This is a genomic window from Flexivirga sp. G2 (assembly GCF_055397625.1).
Genome location: NZ_AP039676.1, coordinates 83244 through 97252, shown reverse-complemented (window position 1 = coordinate 97252; position 14009 = coordinate 83244). Strand labels below are relative to the sequence as shown.

Genomic DNA, 14009 nt, shown 5'->3' with positions numbered 1-14009 from the left:
TTCGGGTCATTCGCGGCCGGACGGACCAGAGAAGGGCACGATCATGACCGAAGGAACCACAACTGATGGCAATCACGCGCCGGAGTCGCTGCCTGCCAGCCCGCCGTTCGACCCGTTCACTTTGCCCGAGCTTTACGTCCTGACCATCACGCACAGGCACGGTTCCACCACCACGAGCCTTCACCGGACCAGCGAGGCTGCCTATGACCATCTTGCGGCGTACGTGCTGGACGAGTGGTCTGCGGAAGTCGCACATCGGGCGCCGCCGAAGTCCTTGGAGCAAGTCGATGACGAGGCGATCGCGCACTACATGGAACAAGCGCAGGAGTCGTTCTGCGTCGACTCAGCGCTCTTGATGCCCTGACCGCAAGACGGGCGGAAACCGTTGCAATGCAGCCAAATAGTGCGCCCCACAACACAGCTATACGTGTAAACTAGGCGGTGTCGGAACAACCGCACCACCTAGTAGGGGAGGCCCATCATGGGAACGATCCAGACCGTCTCACTTCTCGCCGTCGCCGTCGCACTGTTCGGCCACATCGCGATGCTCGGTGCCTCGCTCTACAACGCACGGGGCACCCGCGCCGTTGCCGCCGCTGACACCGCAGCCCGACGTACCGAAGCGATCCTCGCGACGATCCGGTGGGCCGTCGATGCAGCCGGGGCCGCCACCCCGAAGCAGACCGAAGCGATCCTCGCCGTGCTCGAACCCCTCGGCAACGACCCGGCCCTTGGCGAACACGACCGGGCCATCCTCGTGGGTGTCATCCACGCACTCAACCAGCCCGTGACGCGGATCATCGCCGCCTAGCCAGCGCCCGGTGTGGGTCACTTCCGAAGGGCAAGGAGGTGACCCACACCGGACCGTAGGGTGAGCACCACAACCACAACCGAACGAACCCACGAAGGTGCCGAATGCCTCAGTCCACGACCGTCGTCAAGCTGTCCGATGAAGAGCGCAGCCTGCTGCGTGACGCCGCGAACAACAAGGCCATCGACTCAGTGATCGCGGAACTCCGACGCACGCTGCTCAACGCACCCACCCCCGGCGATGGCGATACCCCGAAGCACGCCAAGAGCCCAGTGCGCACCCTCGCCGACACCGGCCTACCGGACCGCGACCGTTACGAGGCCGCCAAAGCAGCCCTCGGACACCGTGCCAACCTCCTGCGCGAACTTCCCTCAACCAGCAGCGGCAGCGAACTCCTCCAAACCGTCGAACGGGCCCAAGCCGTCATTGACGAAGCCCTCGCAATGCTGACCGCCTGAACAAGGCATCGTGGCCACGTTGACCGCCTGGGTGGCACTCATCCACCCAGGCGCCCAGCCCCGCAAACTCCGCATCCCACTCGATCCCGGCAGCTACCGGGCCACTATCGGCGGCCCATACGACCAAATCGCCGCCGATGCCCGATGCACGGTCTACGCCACCACCGATGACTCGCCCAACCCCGCAGCGGCCGAACTGCTGTCCGCCAACAACGTCACAGTCGCCGACGTGACCGGGAGCATCCTCATCACCGGACCCCTCACCGACGACGGATGGGGCACACCCGCCCCGGACTGGGCGACAGCACGCATCAGCGGCACTCTCTAACCGGTCAAACCCCCCTTCTGGTGACCGCTTCGAACTGATTTCATGGTGTGTGTCGGAACAATGCACGAGGCACCGGAGGAATCAGACATGGAGAAGAGCAGGACGGCAAGCGGTCGAGTGGTGCGGGTCTACATCCCCGAAACGTTCATCAACGATGCCAAGGAATGCGATCCCGACCTGTGGTCACTCTGGGAGCGGATCGCAGCACTTCCCCGAGCGCGCAGGGGAGGCGGATACGGACGATGGGCAGACCTCAACCAGGACGACGCCCGCTCGATCTGCAAGGAAGCTGAGTACCGCGCCGAGTATTGGCTCACCGACGCGTACGGCGTAGACAACGCATCGCCATCCGAGCGAGCAGCTGGGCAAGCAGCGCGGCGAGTGTTCGAAGCAATTCACCAACGGGTAGGAGGCGACGCGGAATGATGATCGAGCGCGGCGACGTCGTGCGCCTAGGGAAGACTGCGGTCGAGAAGCACTACGTGATCAACGTGTGGGGAGATGGCACCGTGCAGGTTCGCCAAGACTCCACGGGAACCGTCCGCAACGTGCGAGCCAACCGTTGCGTACTCGTGAGTGCAGTGGCCCGTCGTTGCCGCATGTGCGGAACCGAGCTGACGACTGGACAGGAGCGCTACTGCTGTCGCTCGTGCCAAGTCGGCGGACAGAACCGAGACCGTGCACGAGATAAGCGTATTCAGCGGCAGGTTGGAGGCGATGCCAAATGACCTCGAAGATCACCTCGCACATCACGATGGGCAACGGCGAGACATCTGACGACACACTGGCTCGCCTGCTCGCCACACAGCATGAGCGGGCAGTGTTCAAGGCTTCGCACCAAACGAGAGCGCCCTACCTGTGGCTCACACTCACCGTGCCGCACGGTGTCGGCGACTGCGAGGTACGGGATATGGCACGCCGCCTGGAATCAGCCGGAGCGCACGTTGATGTCCGGCAGAGTGGGAAGCGGCGATGAAATCAAGCACCGCAGTCGATCCAGTCGAAGGTCGGACTCGTGTCACCTACGGCGGACCAAAAGGCGTCACTGTCTATTGCCGTACGGAAGAAGGCAAATGGGCCAGAGAAGCATGGTTTGCCCGTCCTGGGTCTGTCGGAGCCTGGGCAGACCAGTACGGCCCGTCCTTGGCCGAAGCGGTGAAAATGACCCTAGCCATCGCCAGGGACCGATTTGAGGCCGCCAACCAGCAGGTTGAGGACACCGACGACCCCGTGCATTTGAAACACCCCGTCGACGGATACCCCCTGTGCTGGCCAATGGATCGTGATGGCGCGTTCGTCGCGACCCCGACCGAAACCGCGGTCACATGCAACGACTGTTTGACCATCCTGACCAGCGCCGACACGGCCGACGCACCCAATCAGCAAGATTTGGGCGGTGATTCGAAGTGAGCCGCGAACCGAGCTGGCGAGAGGTCGCCTTCATGCTCGCAGACCGTCTCGAACTGGCCGATCACTGCGACAACGGTCACCTGACCATCGACGAGGGCCTGGCCGTGCACTGCCCGTGCTGCCGCGACCGGGAAGCAATGCGCGTGTTCTACCGCAAGTCGGGAACGGCGCCATTCGTGGTCGAGGGGGCGTCGGTTCCGATTCACGAGATACGCAACCAGCAGGTTGAAGAAGGTGATCGCGCATGAGCAATTGGATCGATGCGCCCAAGCCAGTGGTGCAGAAGGTCAACCTTGGGATGCGCCAAGCGAGCGATGCCTTTGACCGCGCCTACTACCGGTCGGGCACCTGGGCCGACATGGACGAGAACGTGACTGCGGCGATCAACGCGCTGCGTCGGGTGCAACGGATCGCCCGCGTGCAGCGACGTATCCCCAATCAGCAGGTTGGAGGCGATTCCCGATGACCAAACGCGAGCACTCGGTCAAGTTGACGGGTGGACAGCTGCGAGTCCTCAACGACGCGCTGAACGCGCTGCTCAATGACCCGGATTGGACCGACTATTTCGGCGAACGGGATTGGGCGATGCTTGGCCGGGCTTCCGATCGACTGGGCGACGCGTGGCGCGACGCCTGCCGGGCCGAGTCCACTCCGGCCTTCAACCAGCAGGTTTCGGGCGGTGAACCACGATGAGCACCGAGACGTACGCCTACTCGGTTGACCGCACCGAAACCAAATCACTGCGCTGGGCCTTATCGGTCCCGCCGTCGCGAGTCACCAAATTTCATGCAGCACGACCCGACGACAACGGGCTCGCTCGGTGCTCGACACACATCGTGCTGAATCCCGAACGACACCGCGTCGAGACGCTGCCGGTCGCTTTTCTGTGCGCGCGATGCTTTCCCGGAGTCACCAAGCAGGTTCCGGGCGGTGATCGCTGATGGACGACAGGGCCGAATTCCGCATTGAGTTCTCAATCACTCGCCGGTTGCCAGGAGAGGACGACTTCACTGAGATCGGATTCGGGTCGTCGGGCGCGTGGTCCGACCTCGCCGCATGCACGCACATGATCGACAGCGGTGTGACCAACGGCGAATGGGAGACCGAGCCGGGACAGCCCGATCCTGCTGACGTTCTCAATCAGCAGCAGAGCGAAGGTGACCGCTGATGCCAATCGTTCGCTATGACCATCCACCGAGGCTGGTGATGCAGTACCCGCTGTGCGGCGGGTGCGACGTCGAGGTCGATTCCGACGGAGACTCGCTCGTCTGTCCTGACTGTGGGACCTCCTGGGATACGACCGTCGGAGAGGACGCGCCGGGCACTCCGTACGCCGATTGGTCTGGCCGGGACGTCGGCCGCTTGCCGCTCGTTGAAATGGGGCCGAGGGCTTGGCTCGCTGTGCATGAGATTCGCAGCGGTCAGGCCGCGGGTGGTGGCCCGTCGTGAGCATCAATCTCGTGGTGCACCACCGAATCGAGTGCAACGGAGACGGTCAGTGGCCGTGCACGGCCGCCTACGAAGCATCGTCCGTGTGCTGGGCAAAAGACACGCGGGCCGAAGCGAAGGCGCACGGCTGGAAAGTCAACGTTCCGAACCGCGATGGGCGGCGACGACTGGACTTCTGCCCGACGCACGCTGTCAACCAGCAGGGATGAGCTGACCAACGATAAGAAGGTAGGCCGTCATCGTTGTGCTGTCCGTGGATGAACGCAGGAGCTGCATGTAGCGGCTATCACGCGGTCAGGTCATTCAGGTAGTCCCAAGCGCGTTTCCGCTCCCCCGAAACGCTTTGGGAACCTCTCTCGCGCATGTCGGCACCAGGTGCTTTCATGGGATGCGTCGGAACAGAATCGAGAGGACCCGAACCATGGCGACGAACAACACCGCACAGGCAACGAGTCGTGAAGCGCAACTGGTGGCGTCCCTGAACACCGCAATCGCCTCTTTGGAGGAGTGCCGGTCATTCATCCGAGACGAGGTCGGAGCCAAGGCAACAGTGCGACACCTGACGACCACCATTGCCGAGCTGCGTGACCAGCTTGGAGTCGTCCCCACGACGGCCGGACAGGATGGACTGCGGTGAGCCAATCCACGTTCACCCCAACACCGGAACAGTCGACAGCACTCGACCTTTACCGGCAGGGGGGATCACTACGCTTGATTGCCGGTGCAGGCACTGGGAAGACCAGCACGTTGCGGCTACTGGCCGAGCACACGCCGCCTGGCCAGCGACTGCTCTACATGGCATACAACAAGGCCATACAACTCGACGCGCAACGTGAGTTCCCGCGCAACACAACGGTTGTCACGTCCCATGCTCTTGCCTACCGGGCGGTGGGGCGCCGGTACCGGCAACGGTTGAACGGGCCACGGGTGCCCGCCCGGCAGGTCGCAGACATGCTCCGGATCACTCACACGCAGAAGGTGGGTGACAAGGTGCTGCTGCCGCCGCAGCTGGCCCGACTGGCGAACCTCATGGTGTCCCGGTTCTGCATCAGCGCCGACCCTGGGCTGTTACCGCAGCATTTGCCACCAGTCAACGGGATCGCACCCGGGCCCGAGCGTGACGAACTCACAGCCCTGCTGTTGCCGCACGCTCGGGCGATATGGGAAGACTTGCAACGGCCGACAGGTCGGTTTCGGTTCGAGCACGACCACTACTTGAAGCTCTACGCATTGACGAATCCTGTTGTGGCAGAACGAGTCATCCTGTATGACGAGGCGCAGGACGCGACACCGGTTACAGCGAACCTGGTGCATCAGTGGCAAAACGCTGGCAAGCAGGTGGTCATCGTCGGCGACAGTTCGCAAGCTATCTACGGGTGGCGCGGTGCGGTTGACTCGATGGGCATGTTCAATGTTCCGAACGAAGCAACCTTGTCGAAGTCGTTCCGGTTCGGACCCTCGATCGCTGCGGAAGCGAACAAGTGGTTGACCCTGTTGGACGCCCCGATCAGGTTGTCAGGTCACACGCCGATCCCGTCTCGCCTGGCGCCGACGATGGAGCGGCCGGACGCTGTGCTGTGCCGGTCAAACATGGGTGCCATCACAGAACTGATGAAGCAGCAGACCGGGGACACCAGCACTGCGATCGTCGGTGGCGGCGCGGAGCTGCGTGCTCTGGCGAAAGCGGCCGAGGAACTGAGCCGTGGCGGCGGCACGATGCACCCTGATCTTTGCGCGTTCCGGTCGTGGGGTGAGGTCCGTGAATATGCCCAGACGGAGGAGGGCGCCGATCTGAGTCCGTTCGTGGACGTCATCGACTCATACGGGGCCGCCACCGTCGTCGCAGTCATCGACGCCTGCGTGGACGAACGTGACGCGGACGTTGCCATCAGCACCGCGCACAAGTCGAAGGGACGGGAGTGGGATCGAGTCAAAATCGCGGATGACTTCCGCGCACCGCACGGTGACGACCTGCTGGCTGCCGAAGAGCTGATGCTGTCGTATGTCGCCGTCACACGTGCCCGTAAAGAGCTAGATCGGGGTCCGCTCGGGTGGGTTGACCGCTTCTCTCAGACAGGTGCCAATGCTCCGCGACCAGCCCCAGTGGCACCAACAGCCCCCGCCCCGGTGGCTGACCAGGACAGCGGCGGGTGGCAGAGCGCATCATCAGTAGCGTCCGACATGCGCCCGGTGAAGAGCGTCTTCATCGGGGACACTGCCCGCGCCCTGCGGGAGCTATCTGCGGCTGACCACGTGACGCCCCAGCAGTGGCTGAATGACCAAATCGCCCGCGCCGCGGCATCCTCGCGTGCTGTCCGCGAGGCAGGGTAGCTCCGGAAGCTCCGACCCGAGGCCAGCGATGAGCGTGCACCGACATTGAGGGGCCCCTCACTTCTTACCCACCAATGGTTCCGGTGGGGCCCGTGGGATCAACGACCTTGTGCTGGGTCGGCGCTTCGCCGCACGCCCGAATCGTCGTCGCGTGTGTGTACGAGAACCTCAAATACCCGGGTACCAACTGTCGGCATCAGCACATAGCGTCATAGATGACAAAACAACCACAGCAAGCGATGGGAGGACAGCATGGATACGTCAGAGCGTGATGTCGAAGGCACACCTCTGCGCCTCGAAACCGTGGACTGGCGCGGAGGTTGCGGTCGCTGTGCATTCGGCTGGGTCCTCGCAGTCACCGCCGACGGCGACCCCATCGAAGTGGCGTGCGACTGCTATCAAACCCCAGCCAGCGCCCCGGACAACCTGCTGCCCGAGACAGCCCTCGTCGCATGAGCCTGGCCCACGATTCGCAAGGAGGCAACCAACGATGAGCTACACGATCGGATTCCGCGGCGACCAACACCTCGGGTACAAGCCCACCGGTATGCGTCTCAACCCGGTGACAGCACTCTCCCAGCGCATCACCGACGGCGTGTACGCCCACGAGGCCACGATGCAGTCGATGCTCGACGCTGGCGTGGACGGCATAGTCGATGGCGGGGATCAATTTCATTGGCACCGCCCTGATGCGTCCTTGATCGAGGTGGCGAACCGGGTGGATGACATGCGGGTAGCTGCCGGGGTGTGGGCGATCGTGAACTCCGGCAACCACGACGCAGGCGCCGGAAATGACATCGCCGCGACGGGAGTGATGCATCGGCCAACCCTCGGGATCAGTGCTGTCTACCCCGACCCGAGGCGTGGACCCAGTGACGGAATCGGACCGTTCCCTGGCCTGTACGAAATTCACACCAGCGAGACCAACCCGGCACTGCCGGATTCGGTTGCCATACATGTTGTTTCACACCACGGGCTGTCACGCGACCTCGAACAGCATGGTGTGAACATCGACCCGACACCGTTGCCTGGCTACGTCAATCTGTTCACCTCGCACGGTGTGTTCCACGCCGACGAACGGCTGTACCAGTGCGCGGACCCGCACGGGGAAGAGCGCCCGATTCCGGGGGAGTGGGCACTGCGCGGTTGGGACGCCATGATCCTGTCGCACTACCACACCCTCGGCCCCGTGCCCGGGTACGGCGAGGGTGACCGAGGGCAGGTTTGGTACACCGGTTCGTCTCTACGGCGCGGGTTTTCCGACGAGGCATGTGCGCGCGGCTGGGTGAAGGTCGAAATACACGACACCGGCAATGTCACCGTGACAGCGCAACCGATCTGGCAGCGTCCCCAACATGACCTTCCAGTGATCGACGCGACGGGCCTGACCGTCAACGAACTGGACGAGCGGATCACCGCCAACCTTGCCGCTGTCTCGCACCACGATCCCGAGTCGGCACGCCTGACCGGAGACGGGGGCGCCATCATCCGGCAGGTCGTCACAGGAAGCACACCCACTCAACGGCAGGGTCTCACTGGGCTGCGAGGTCGATTCGCGGCACTCAGCGAAGACGCGTCGTGGTGGGGACTCGACACCATGCGGAACGCCACATCCCGCCCCAAACAGGGGGACCGGAACCGACGTGAACTCCGAGCGAGAGTGACGCAGTTCGGGGACGAGCTGCGGACCAGAGCGGACCAGCTCACACACGCAGCTGCCGTACCGCAGCGGCTACGTGAACCCGCGCTGGGCCAGGCGACCTCGTGGGCCGACCAGATCGTGGTGGACACAGAGGTAGGGGAGAACTTCACGATGCCCGCCGAATGGGGCGTTGCGGTTGGCACTGACAGCCCACGGGACGGGGCTGACAGCGCCAACCGCAGCGAGACGGAAGACCGCGAACCGCCGGAAGCGGTACCGGCATAACGCCGACTCACCGTCGGTGGATGCCGATAGCGTGAGAGACGTCGGAACACCAACCAGCCGAAACCATCGAGCCCTGAGAAGGAGTGACCGCGCATGATCGTGCCGCGCCGGATCACGGTCCAAAACGTCCGTTCCATACCTGACGCCACCATCGAGCCCGACCCTGATGGGGTGACGTCTCTGTCGGGGAAGATCGGCAGTGGCAAATCCAGCGTCCTCACCGCGCTCGTGTGGTGCCTGTACGGCGAGGTCGGGGGCATCCCCGGCCTGCTGACCCAGGCGGACATGCGCCGACGAGGCAGCACCGAACCCGTCGTTGTCACGGTCGAATTTGAGCTTGCCGGAAGACAATTCAAGGCAGAGCGCACCTTGCGCCGATCCAAAAAGGGCAAAGAGACGGCCTACGCGGCACTGTTCATCGACGGTCAAAAGCAGCCGTCGATCAGCCCGACAAAGCTGACGACCCGGATCACTACCTACACCGGCCTCAGCGGCCGAGCGTTCTGCGGTGCGTTCTTCATGGCCCAGGGCAACCTGCCAGCACTGGCAGAGGGCACCCCATCCCAGGTGCAGGCGCTCATCGAGGAACAAACAGGAATCGCGCCGCTGACACGGCAGATCGAGACAGCCCGCGGGGAAGCCCGCGACGCCCAGACACGAGCTGATGCATTGCCAGGAAGCCTGGAAGCGGTCGACGCCGCACAAAGTGAGGTTGACCAGACACAGTCGACCGCGGAACCCCTGTGGCCCCAGCTGGACGCTGCGACGGCAGCCCATAGGCAAGCCATCACCCGAGCCGACGCGGCCCAGGCCGAGGCGGACGATCTTACGGCCCGTGCACGGGCAGCTCAGCAAGCGCAGGTGGCTGCTGCACGAGCCGAGTCGGCCCGTGACGCGGCGAAGGGACGCAGCGTAGAGATTGAGGCCGAAATTGCCTCGTTGCCAACAGAGCCCGGCACAGATGAGGGGGAACTGCGTGCCCAGCGTGACTCCCTACGGTCTGCCGTGGAGACTCTGACCAGTGCGCAAGATTCGGTCACTCGCGAGTCGAAAGCAGTCGAGACGGCACGAGCCGCCGCCGAGGCTGCCCGGGCGGCTGCCGGGGAGGCGCCAGGGTCGGACGTGTCCGCGCTGGCCGAGAAGGAGAGGGCTGCGCGAGACGCGACGGTGGCCGCACGCACCGAGTGGACCCGTTTGCAGAAGAGCATCACGGAGCTGCGGTCTCTCGCCGGGGCAGGGCACCGCTGCCCAACATGCACCCAGGAAGTTGCCGACCCGGAGTCTCTGATCGGGACGTTGACGCGGGCCTGCACCGTGGTGGAAGCCCAAGGCCGCGAAGCAGCAGCGGCAGCATCATCCGCCCAGGCGGCTCATGCGGCAGCTGTGCAGGAGGAGCAGCGACACCGCGACGCGGTGATCACCGCGCGCGGGGCCCACCAGCGGCGGGCTGAGGCGGAAGCCGCTCTCACTGCTGCCCAGGAACTGGTGAAGGATGCGACCGACCGCCTTCGAAGCGTCGCACCCGCAACGGACGGACCCCTCCCCGTTGCGGCTCGCGAACGACTCGACACGATCGACGCGACTCTTTCCGCGATGCAACGCGCTGCCAACCTCCACGCCGCCCGGGCAGCTGCCCGGGAGAGTTGGGAGAGGGCCGACCGAGCGCTCACCGAGGCTCGGAAGGACGCCGCTGCTGCGCCCAGCATGGACGAGCTGGACCGCGCCGCGACCGTTCTTGGTCAGGCCCGTGACGTCGTGCGTGATCTGGAACGTGACAAAACCGAGCTCCGGTCCAAGGTCGACGTCCTCACCGAACGGGTTCGAGCCGCCGAAGCAACACGGGATCGTGAACGAGGCTTGCTGGACAAGAAGGCCGAGGCATCCGCCGCTGCCGACACCAAACGGCACGCGCACCAAATCCTGGTCAACCTGCGCAAGGACCTGGTGGGCGAATACACCGAGACCATCTCCGACGCTGCCACTGACCTGATGGCACAGGTTGGTGGGACCACCCACGTGGGGGTCACTATCGGCGAAGACTTCATCCCACGGGTCGTGCTCGCCGACGGCACCACCATGCCGATGAGGCAACTGTCGGGCGGCGAGAAAATGCGGGCCGCGCTGTGCCTGCGGCTCGGGATCGCCGAACAGATCAGCGGCACCGGAGGGCAAGGCGCGATCTTCGCCGACGAAGTGACTGCCAACCACGATGACGACACCACCACCGCAGTGGTGGAAATGATGAAGGGACTCGGCAGGCCGATGATTCTGGTCGCCCACGCTGAGAAGGTGCAGGCAATCGCAACGAGGGTCTACACGTTTGAGAAGCGGAACGAGCACGATGGAACCACTGTGACTCGCGCCGACGCCGCGGCGGCCCTAGCGGGGGCCAACCAGCCGTAAGGAACCGTATGGGCAACGAAAAGAGGCTCGACAGCGAATTGCTGCCGAGCCCTTTTCAACCTGATTCAGATCGTTTACCGGCCTCCGCCGATAGACGAGTCTTCGAAGCTGCTGCTGCCGATCATGGCGCCTCCTTGGTCCAGGGTTGAGGGCGGAACGATTACGCGACTTGGGCGCGCACAACACTCCCAGGCCGCAGTCTACTGAGTTATACAGGGTTCGCCTAGGAACCTGAGCAGATGGCTGTCCCGAGCACGTATGCTCGCCACGATGGAAATTAGCCCGGGAGTCGTGCCCTCCCTAGACGAACGGCTGGGCCAGGCGCTGGATTTTGCCGGGCTCACCCCTTCTGCGTACTGGCGCGCTCTCTCATCGGCCGGGGTGGTGTGCACCCGCGACTATGTATACAAGATGCTTTCCGGGGACCGACCATTCCCGCCGTACCCAGTGATCGCCGCGTCCGCTGCCGCGACCGGGGTGCCGGTCGAGTGGTTCTTCGAGGTCGACGTACCCGCAGGAGGACCCTCAGAGTTCATGCGTGTCCGCGGATACTCGTCGCCAGGTCATCAGACCGACTAGACAGCACACAACAGCGAGGAATGCCGCTGGGGTCGTGACGCCACCGGGCAGAGCGGTTGCGAAAGCAGCCAGGCACATCACGAACGGCTCCATGGCGTCTGTCACGAGCACCAACAGCGCTGATGCGCGTCCGACGACTGACGTGCCGTACTCCTCTTCCTGCCGTTGAGCGGTCTGCAAGAGGTACCCCGTCATGGTTGGCCCGACGGGGCTCAGCGCGCCGCCGAGCAGGAACGCCCCGGCCATGAGCGATGGCAGATTCCAGGAGAAGGCCAGGAGCAGTCCTGCCGCACCCGTCACGACGGTGAGGGCCGCAGCTGCGGTGAGTTGTTTCCTGAGACTCATTCCTTGCAGGCGAGCGACAGATGCGCCGAGCACCATCCCGAGGCCGTACAACCCGAACCCGAACCCGTAGGCGGTTGCACTGAGCCCCAATGAGGTTGCCTTGAACGGCAGGACTACCAGGACCGCTGCCGCCGCGATCGCGCTACCAGCTACCTGTACTGCCAGTGTGAACCGCAGAAGAGGGTGGGCCCACACGAAGTGGTAGCCGCCGACAGCGTTATCAGCGGTGGTGGCAAGGCTGGGTGCATGCTCGACTTTTTTGCCGCGAGGCAGGTCGCGGGCCAAGGTCATCGACACGAGCCACGCAACGGCGATGCAGCTCGCTGCGATCACACCAAGCCAGGTGAGCCCTAGCCCACTGATCACGTATCCGCTACCCAGGCCACCGAGCATCTGTGATGCACGGGATAGCTGCCGGGAATGAGTGGTGACGGTGGTGATGCCGGGTCCGGAAGTGAACGCGGTTGGGTACGACGCCATGGCGGGGGCGTGTAGGCCGCTGATCAGACCGACCGCGATGTTCGCGACTGCGATCGCTGCTAGGGCGCCGACATTGTGGGAGATGGTGAACGCCCAGCCCACGAGGATGAGGGTGCGGATGCCGAGCGTGATGGCTGCGGTTCGGGGCTGTCCCATCTTGTCGCTGAGGGCGCCACCCGCGGGCAACGTCAGAAGCTGCGGTATCCCACTGGTGAGCAGCACCAGGCCCGCTTCGTAGCTGACGTGTGCTTGTGCAGCGATCCAACCGAGTGCCACCAGCCATGCGGTATCGCCCAGGTCATCAAACAGGACAGCGGTATAGAACCGGCCCGCGACAACCCGGCGAGGCGCTTGGGTGGTGTGCACGCGGCTGCGGCTACTTTGCTCGTGCGGTCGTGTTGTCACGGGGGAAAGGGGTGGCGTGGGTGACGACGTATACGGGCTCGGTTTCGGAGGGAACTTGTGACTTGTCCTCGCGTTCGCGTGAGGTGACAAGCCATCGAGTGACGACGTCGCGGAGTTCCTTGCTGAGCTGGAAGAGTTCGTCGGACGTCAGGTGCAGCACATAGTCGTAGTGCTCGATGGCCTCTTGCCAGTCGGCTGAGCGGTGCTCCGATTCCTCCATGGAGTCACGCAAGATGCTGGCCTGTGTGGAGAAGGTGACCCCGAGCCAACCAGCCAACGCGTCGGTCAACGCCTCTCGCTCAGTGGAGTCGTCCGGCACGCGAACCCCGCCGGGGACGGCGTGCCAGGTGGCCTGACGAGGACTGTCACCTTCGAATGTCACGAACCCGATCGAGTGCAACGCCCTCAGGTGGCGCAGTGCGCTGGACTCGGAAACGTGGATGAGGGGTGCGATTTCCCGGCCCTTCATATCGCCCAAGCTCCGCAAGCATTCGTAGGCGCGCCAGCGGAAGGTGTCGGACAGCGTCATCAGAATCTGACGCGTCACTTCCGGAGTTTGGTCGAACCGGGTGGACTCATTCACCCCGTCACCGTAGATCACTTGATGGTCCAACTCGGCGATCTGAACGGGTGGCCTTGCCTGCGCTCTCAAAGCCGCAGTGCTGGGGCGCTCGGATGTCTGCGATTACGGGTCTCGTCGGTGCCAGGAGGAGTAGCACCAAACCGCAAAGATGTATACCACTGTCTACGGCTTTACCAAGGTTTTACTGAATACATACTGTTGGAGGGGGTTTAGTGACCCCTTCTGCGGCGTAACGTACCGATCAGTGTCTACCAGGGAATAGAGCACGCGGCGCACCAGTGCCAATGCAACAGGACACGGGAGGGTCGACTACGTGACCGGGCGAACATGCGAACGGGCGACGAACAGCGCAGTCCAGCTGCCGATTCGCGACATACCCGCTGGGGGAGATTTGGTCGAGGAGGTCCTGCGTACGGCAATCGCATTGCAACAGCACCACGTCGTATCCGTGTCGCGGGATGACAGCAGTTGGCACGTGCAGGGGATCGACGCAGTTGCCC

General features: G+C 63.9%; 17 protein-coding genes. 15 read left to right on the top strand and 2 right to left on the bottom strand.

The window, feature by feature from the left end:
* The first annotated feature begins 43 nt into the window (after nt 1-43).
* The 15 genes from ACZ50J_RS22245 (at nt 44) to ACZ50J_RS22175 (ending at nt 11117) form a co-directional block, all read left to right on the top strand.
* Nucleotides 44-364: a hypothetical protein gene (locus tag ACZ50J_RS22245; protein WP_464301414.1), complete on the top strand. Its 321-nt coding sequence runs from the start codon at nt 44-46 to the stop codon at nt 362-364.
* Nucleotides 365-481: 117 nt separating this feature from the next.
* The gene (locus tag ACZ50J_RS22240) at nt 482-811 is read left to right on the top strand and encodes a hypothetical protein (protein WP_464301413.1); all 330 of its coding nucleotides are present in this window, start codon (nt 482-484) and stop codon (nt 809-811) included.
* Nucleotides 812-915: 104 nt separating this feature from the next.
* Nucleotides 916-1269 (top strand): hypothetical protein, encoded by a 354-nt coding sequence (locus ACZ50J_RS22235; protein WP_464301412.1) that lies wholly within the window; start codon nt 916-918, stop codon nt 1267-1269.
* A 10-nt stretch (nt 1270-1279) separates the two neighbouring features.
* Nucleotides 1280-1597: a hypothetical protein gene (locus ACZ50J_RS22230; protein WP_464301411.1), complete on the top strand. Its 318-nt coding sequence runs from the start codon at nt 1280-1282 to the stop codon at nt 1595-1597.
* An 87-nt stretch (nt 1598-1684) separates the two neighbouring features.
* Nucleotides 1685-2023, top strand: a complete 339-nt coding sequence (locus ACZ50J_RS22225; protein ID WP_464301410.1) for a hypothetical protein — start codon at nt 1685-1687, stop codon at nt 2021-2023.
* Between the two features lie 546 nt (nt 2024-2569).
* On the top strand, nt 2570-3007 hold the full coding sequence (locus ACZ50J_RS22220; protein WP_464301409.1) for a hypothetical protein: 438 nt from the start codon (nt 2570-2572) through the stop codon (nt 3005-3007).
* A complete protein-coding gene (locus tag ACZ50J_RS22215; protein ID WP_464301408.1) occupies nt 3004-3255 on the top strand; it encodes a hypothetical protein in 252 nt (83 codons plus the stop codon). Before ACZ50J_RS22220 ends, ACZ50J_RS22215 begins: the two co-directional genes overlap by 4 nt.
* Nucleotides 3252-3473 carry a hypothetical protein gene (locus tag ACZ50J_RS22210; RefSeq protein ID WP_464301407.1) on the top strand — a complete coding sequence of 74 codons (222 nt, stop codon included), beginning with the start codon at nt 3252-3254 and terminating at the stop codon, nt 3471-3473. Before ACZ50J_RS22215 ends, ACZ50J_RS22210 begins: the two co-directional genes overlap by 4 nt.
* The gene (locus ACZ50J_RS22205) at nt 3470-3700 is read left to right on the top strand and encodes a hypothetical protein (protein ID WP_464301406.1); all 231 of its coding nucleotides are present in this window, start codon (nt 3470-3472) and stop codon (nt 3698-3700) included. The genes ACZ50J_RS22210 and ACZ50J_RS22205 overlap by 4 nt, the downstream gene beginning before the upstream one ends.
* Nucleotides 3697-3948 carry a hypothetical protein gene (locus ACZ50J_RS22200; protein ID WP_464301405.1) on the top strand — a complete coding sequence of 84 codons (252 nt, stop codon included), beginning with the start codon at nt 3697-3699 and terminating at the stop codon, nt 3946-3948. The genes ACZ50J_RS22205 and ACZ50J_RS22200 overlap by 4 nt, the downstream gene beginning before the upstream one ends.
* Nucleotides 3948-4175: a hypothetical protein gene (locus ACZ50J_RS22195; RefSeq protein WP_464301404.1), complete on the top strand. Its 228-nt coding sequence runs from the start codon at nt 3948-3950 to the stop codon at nt 4173-4175. The genes ACZ50J_RS22200 and ACZ50J_RS22195 overlap by 1 nt, the downstream gene beginning before the upstream one ends.
* A 702-nt stretch (nt 4176-4877) precedes the next feature.
* Nucleotides 4878-5093, top strand: a complete 216-nt coding sequence (locus ACZ50J_RS22190; RefSeq protein ID WP_464301403.1) for a hypothetical protein — start codon at nt 4878-4880, stop codon at nt 5091-5093.
* Entirely contained in the window at nt 5090-6787 is a 1698-nt protein-coding gene (locus ACZ50J_RS22185; RefSeq protein ID WP_464301402.1) for a UvrD-helicase domain-containing protein, read from the top strand. Before ACZ50J_RS22190 ends, ACZ50J_RS22185 begins: the two co-directional genes overlap by 4 nt.
* A gap of 490 nt (nt 6788-7277) precedes the next feature.
* Nucleotides 7278-8714 carry a hypothetical protein gene (locus ACZ50J_RS22180; RefSeq protein ID WP_464301401.1) on the top strand — a complete coding sequence of 479 codons (1437 nt, stop codon included), beginning with the start codon at nt 7278-7280 and terminating at the stop codon, nt 8712-8714.
* 93 nt (nt 8715-8807) lie between these two features.
* Entirely contained in the window at nt 8808-11117 is a 2310-nt protein-coding gene (locus ACZ50J_RS22175) for an AAA family ATPase (protein ID WP_464301400.1), read from the top strand.
* 525 nt (nt 11118-11642) lie between these two features.
* Here the strand turns inward: ACZ50J_RS22175 and ACZ50J_RS22170 are convergent.
* Both ACZ50J_RS22170 and ACZ50J_RS22165 read right to left on the bottom strand, forming a co-directional pair.
* Nucleotides 11643-12887, bottom strand: a complete 1245-nt coding sequence (locus ACZ50J_RS22170) for an MFS transporter (RefSeq protein WP_464301399.1) — start codon at nt 12885-12887, stop codon at nt 11643-11645.
* 10 nt (nt 12888-12897) lie between these two features.
* On the bottom strand, nt 12898-13509 hold the full coding sequence (locus ACZ50J_RS22165; RefSeq protein WP_464301398.1) for a hypothetical protein: 612 nt from the start codon (nt 13507-13509) through the stop codon (nt 12898-12900).
* Nucleotides 13510-14009 lie beyond the last annotated feature (500 nt).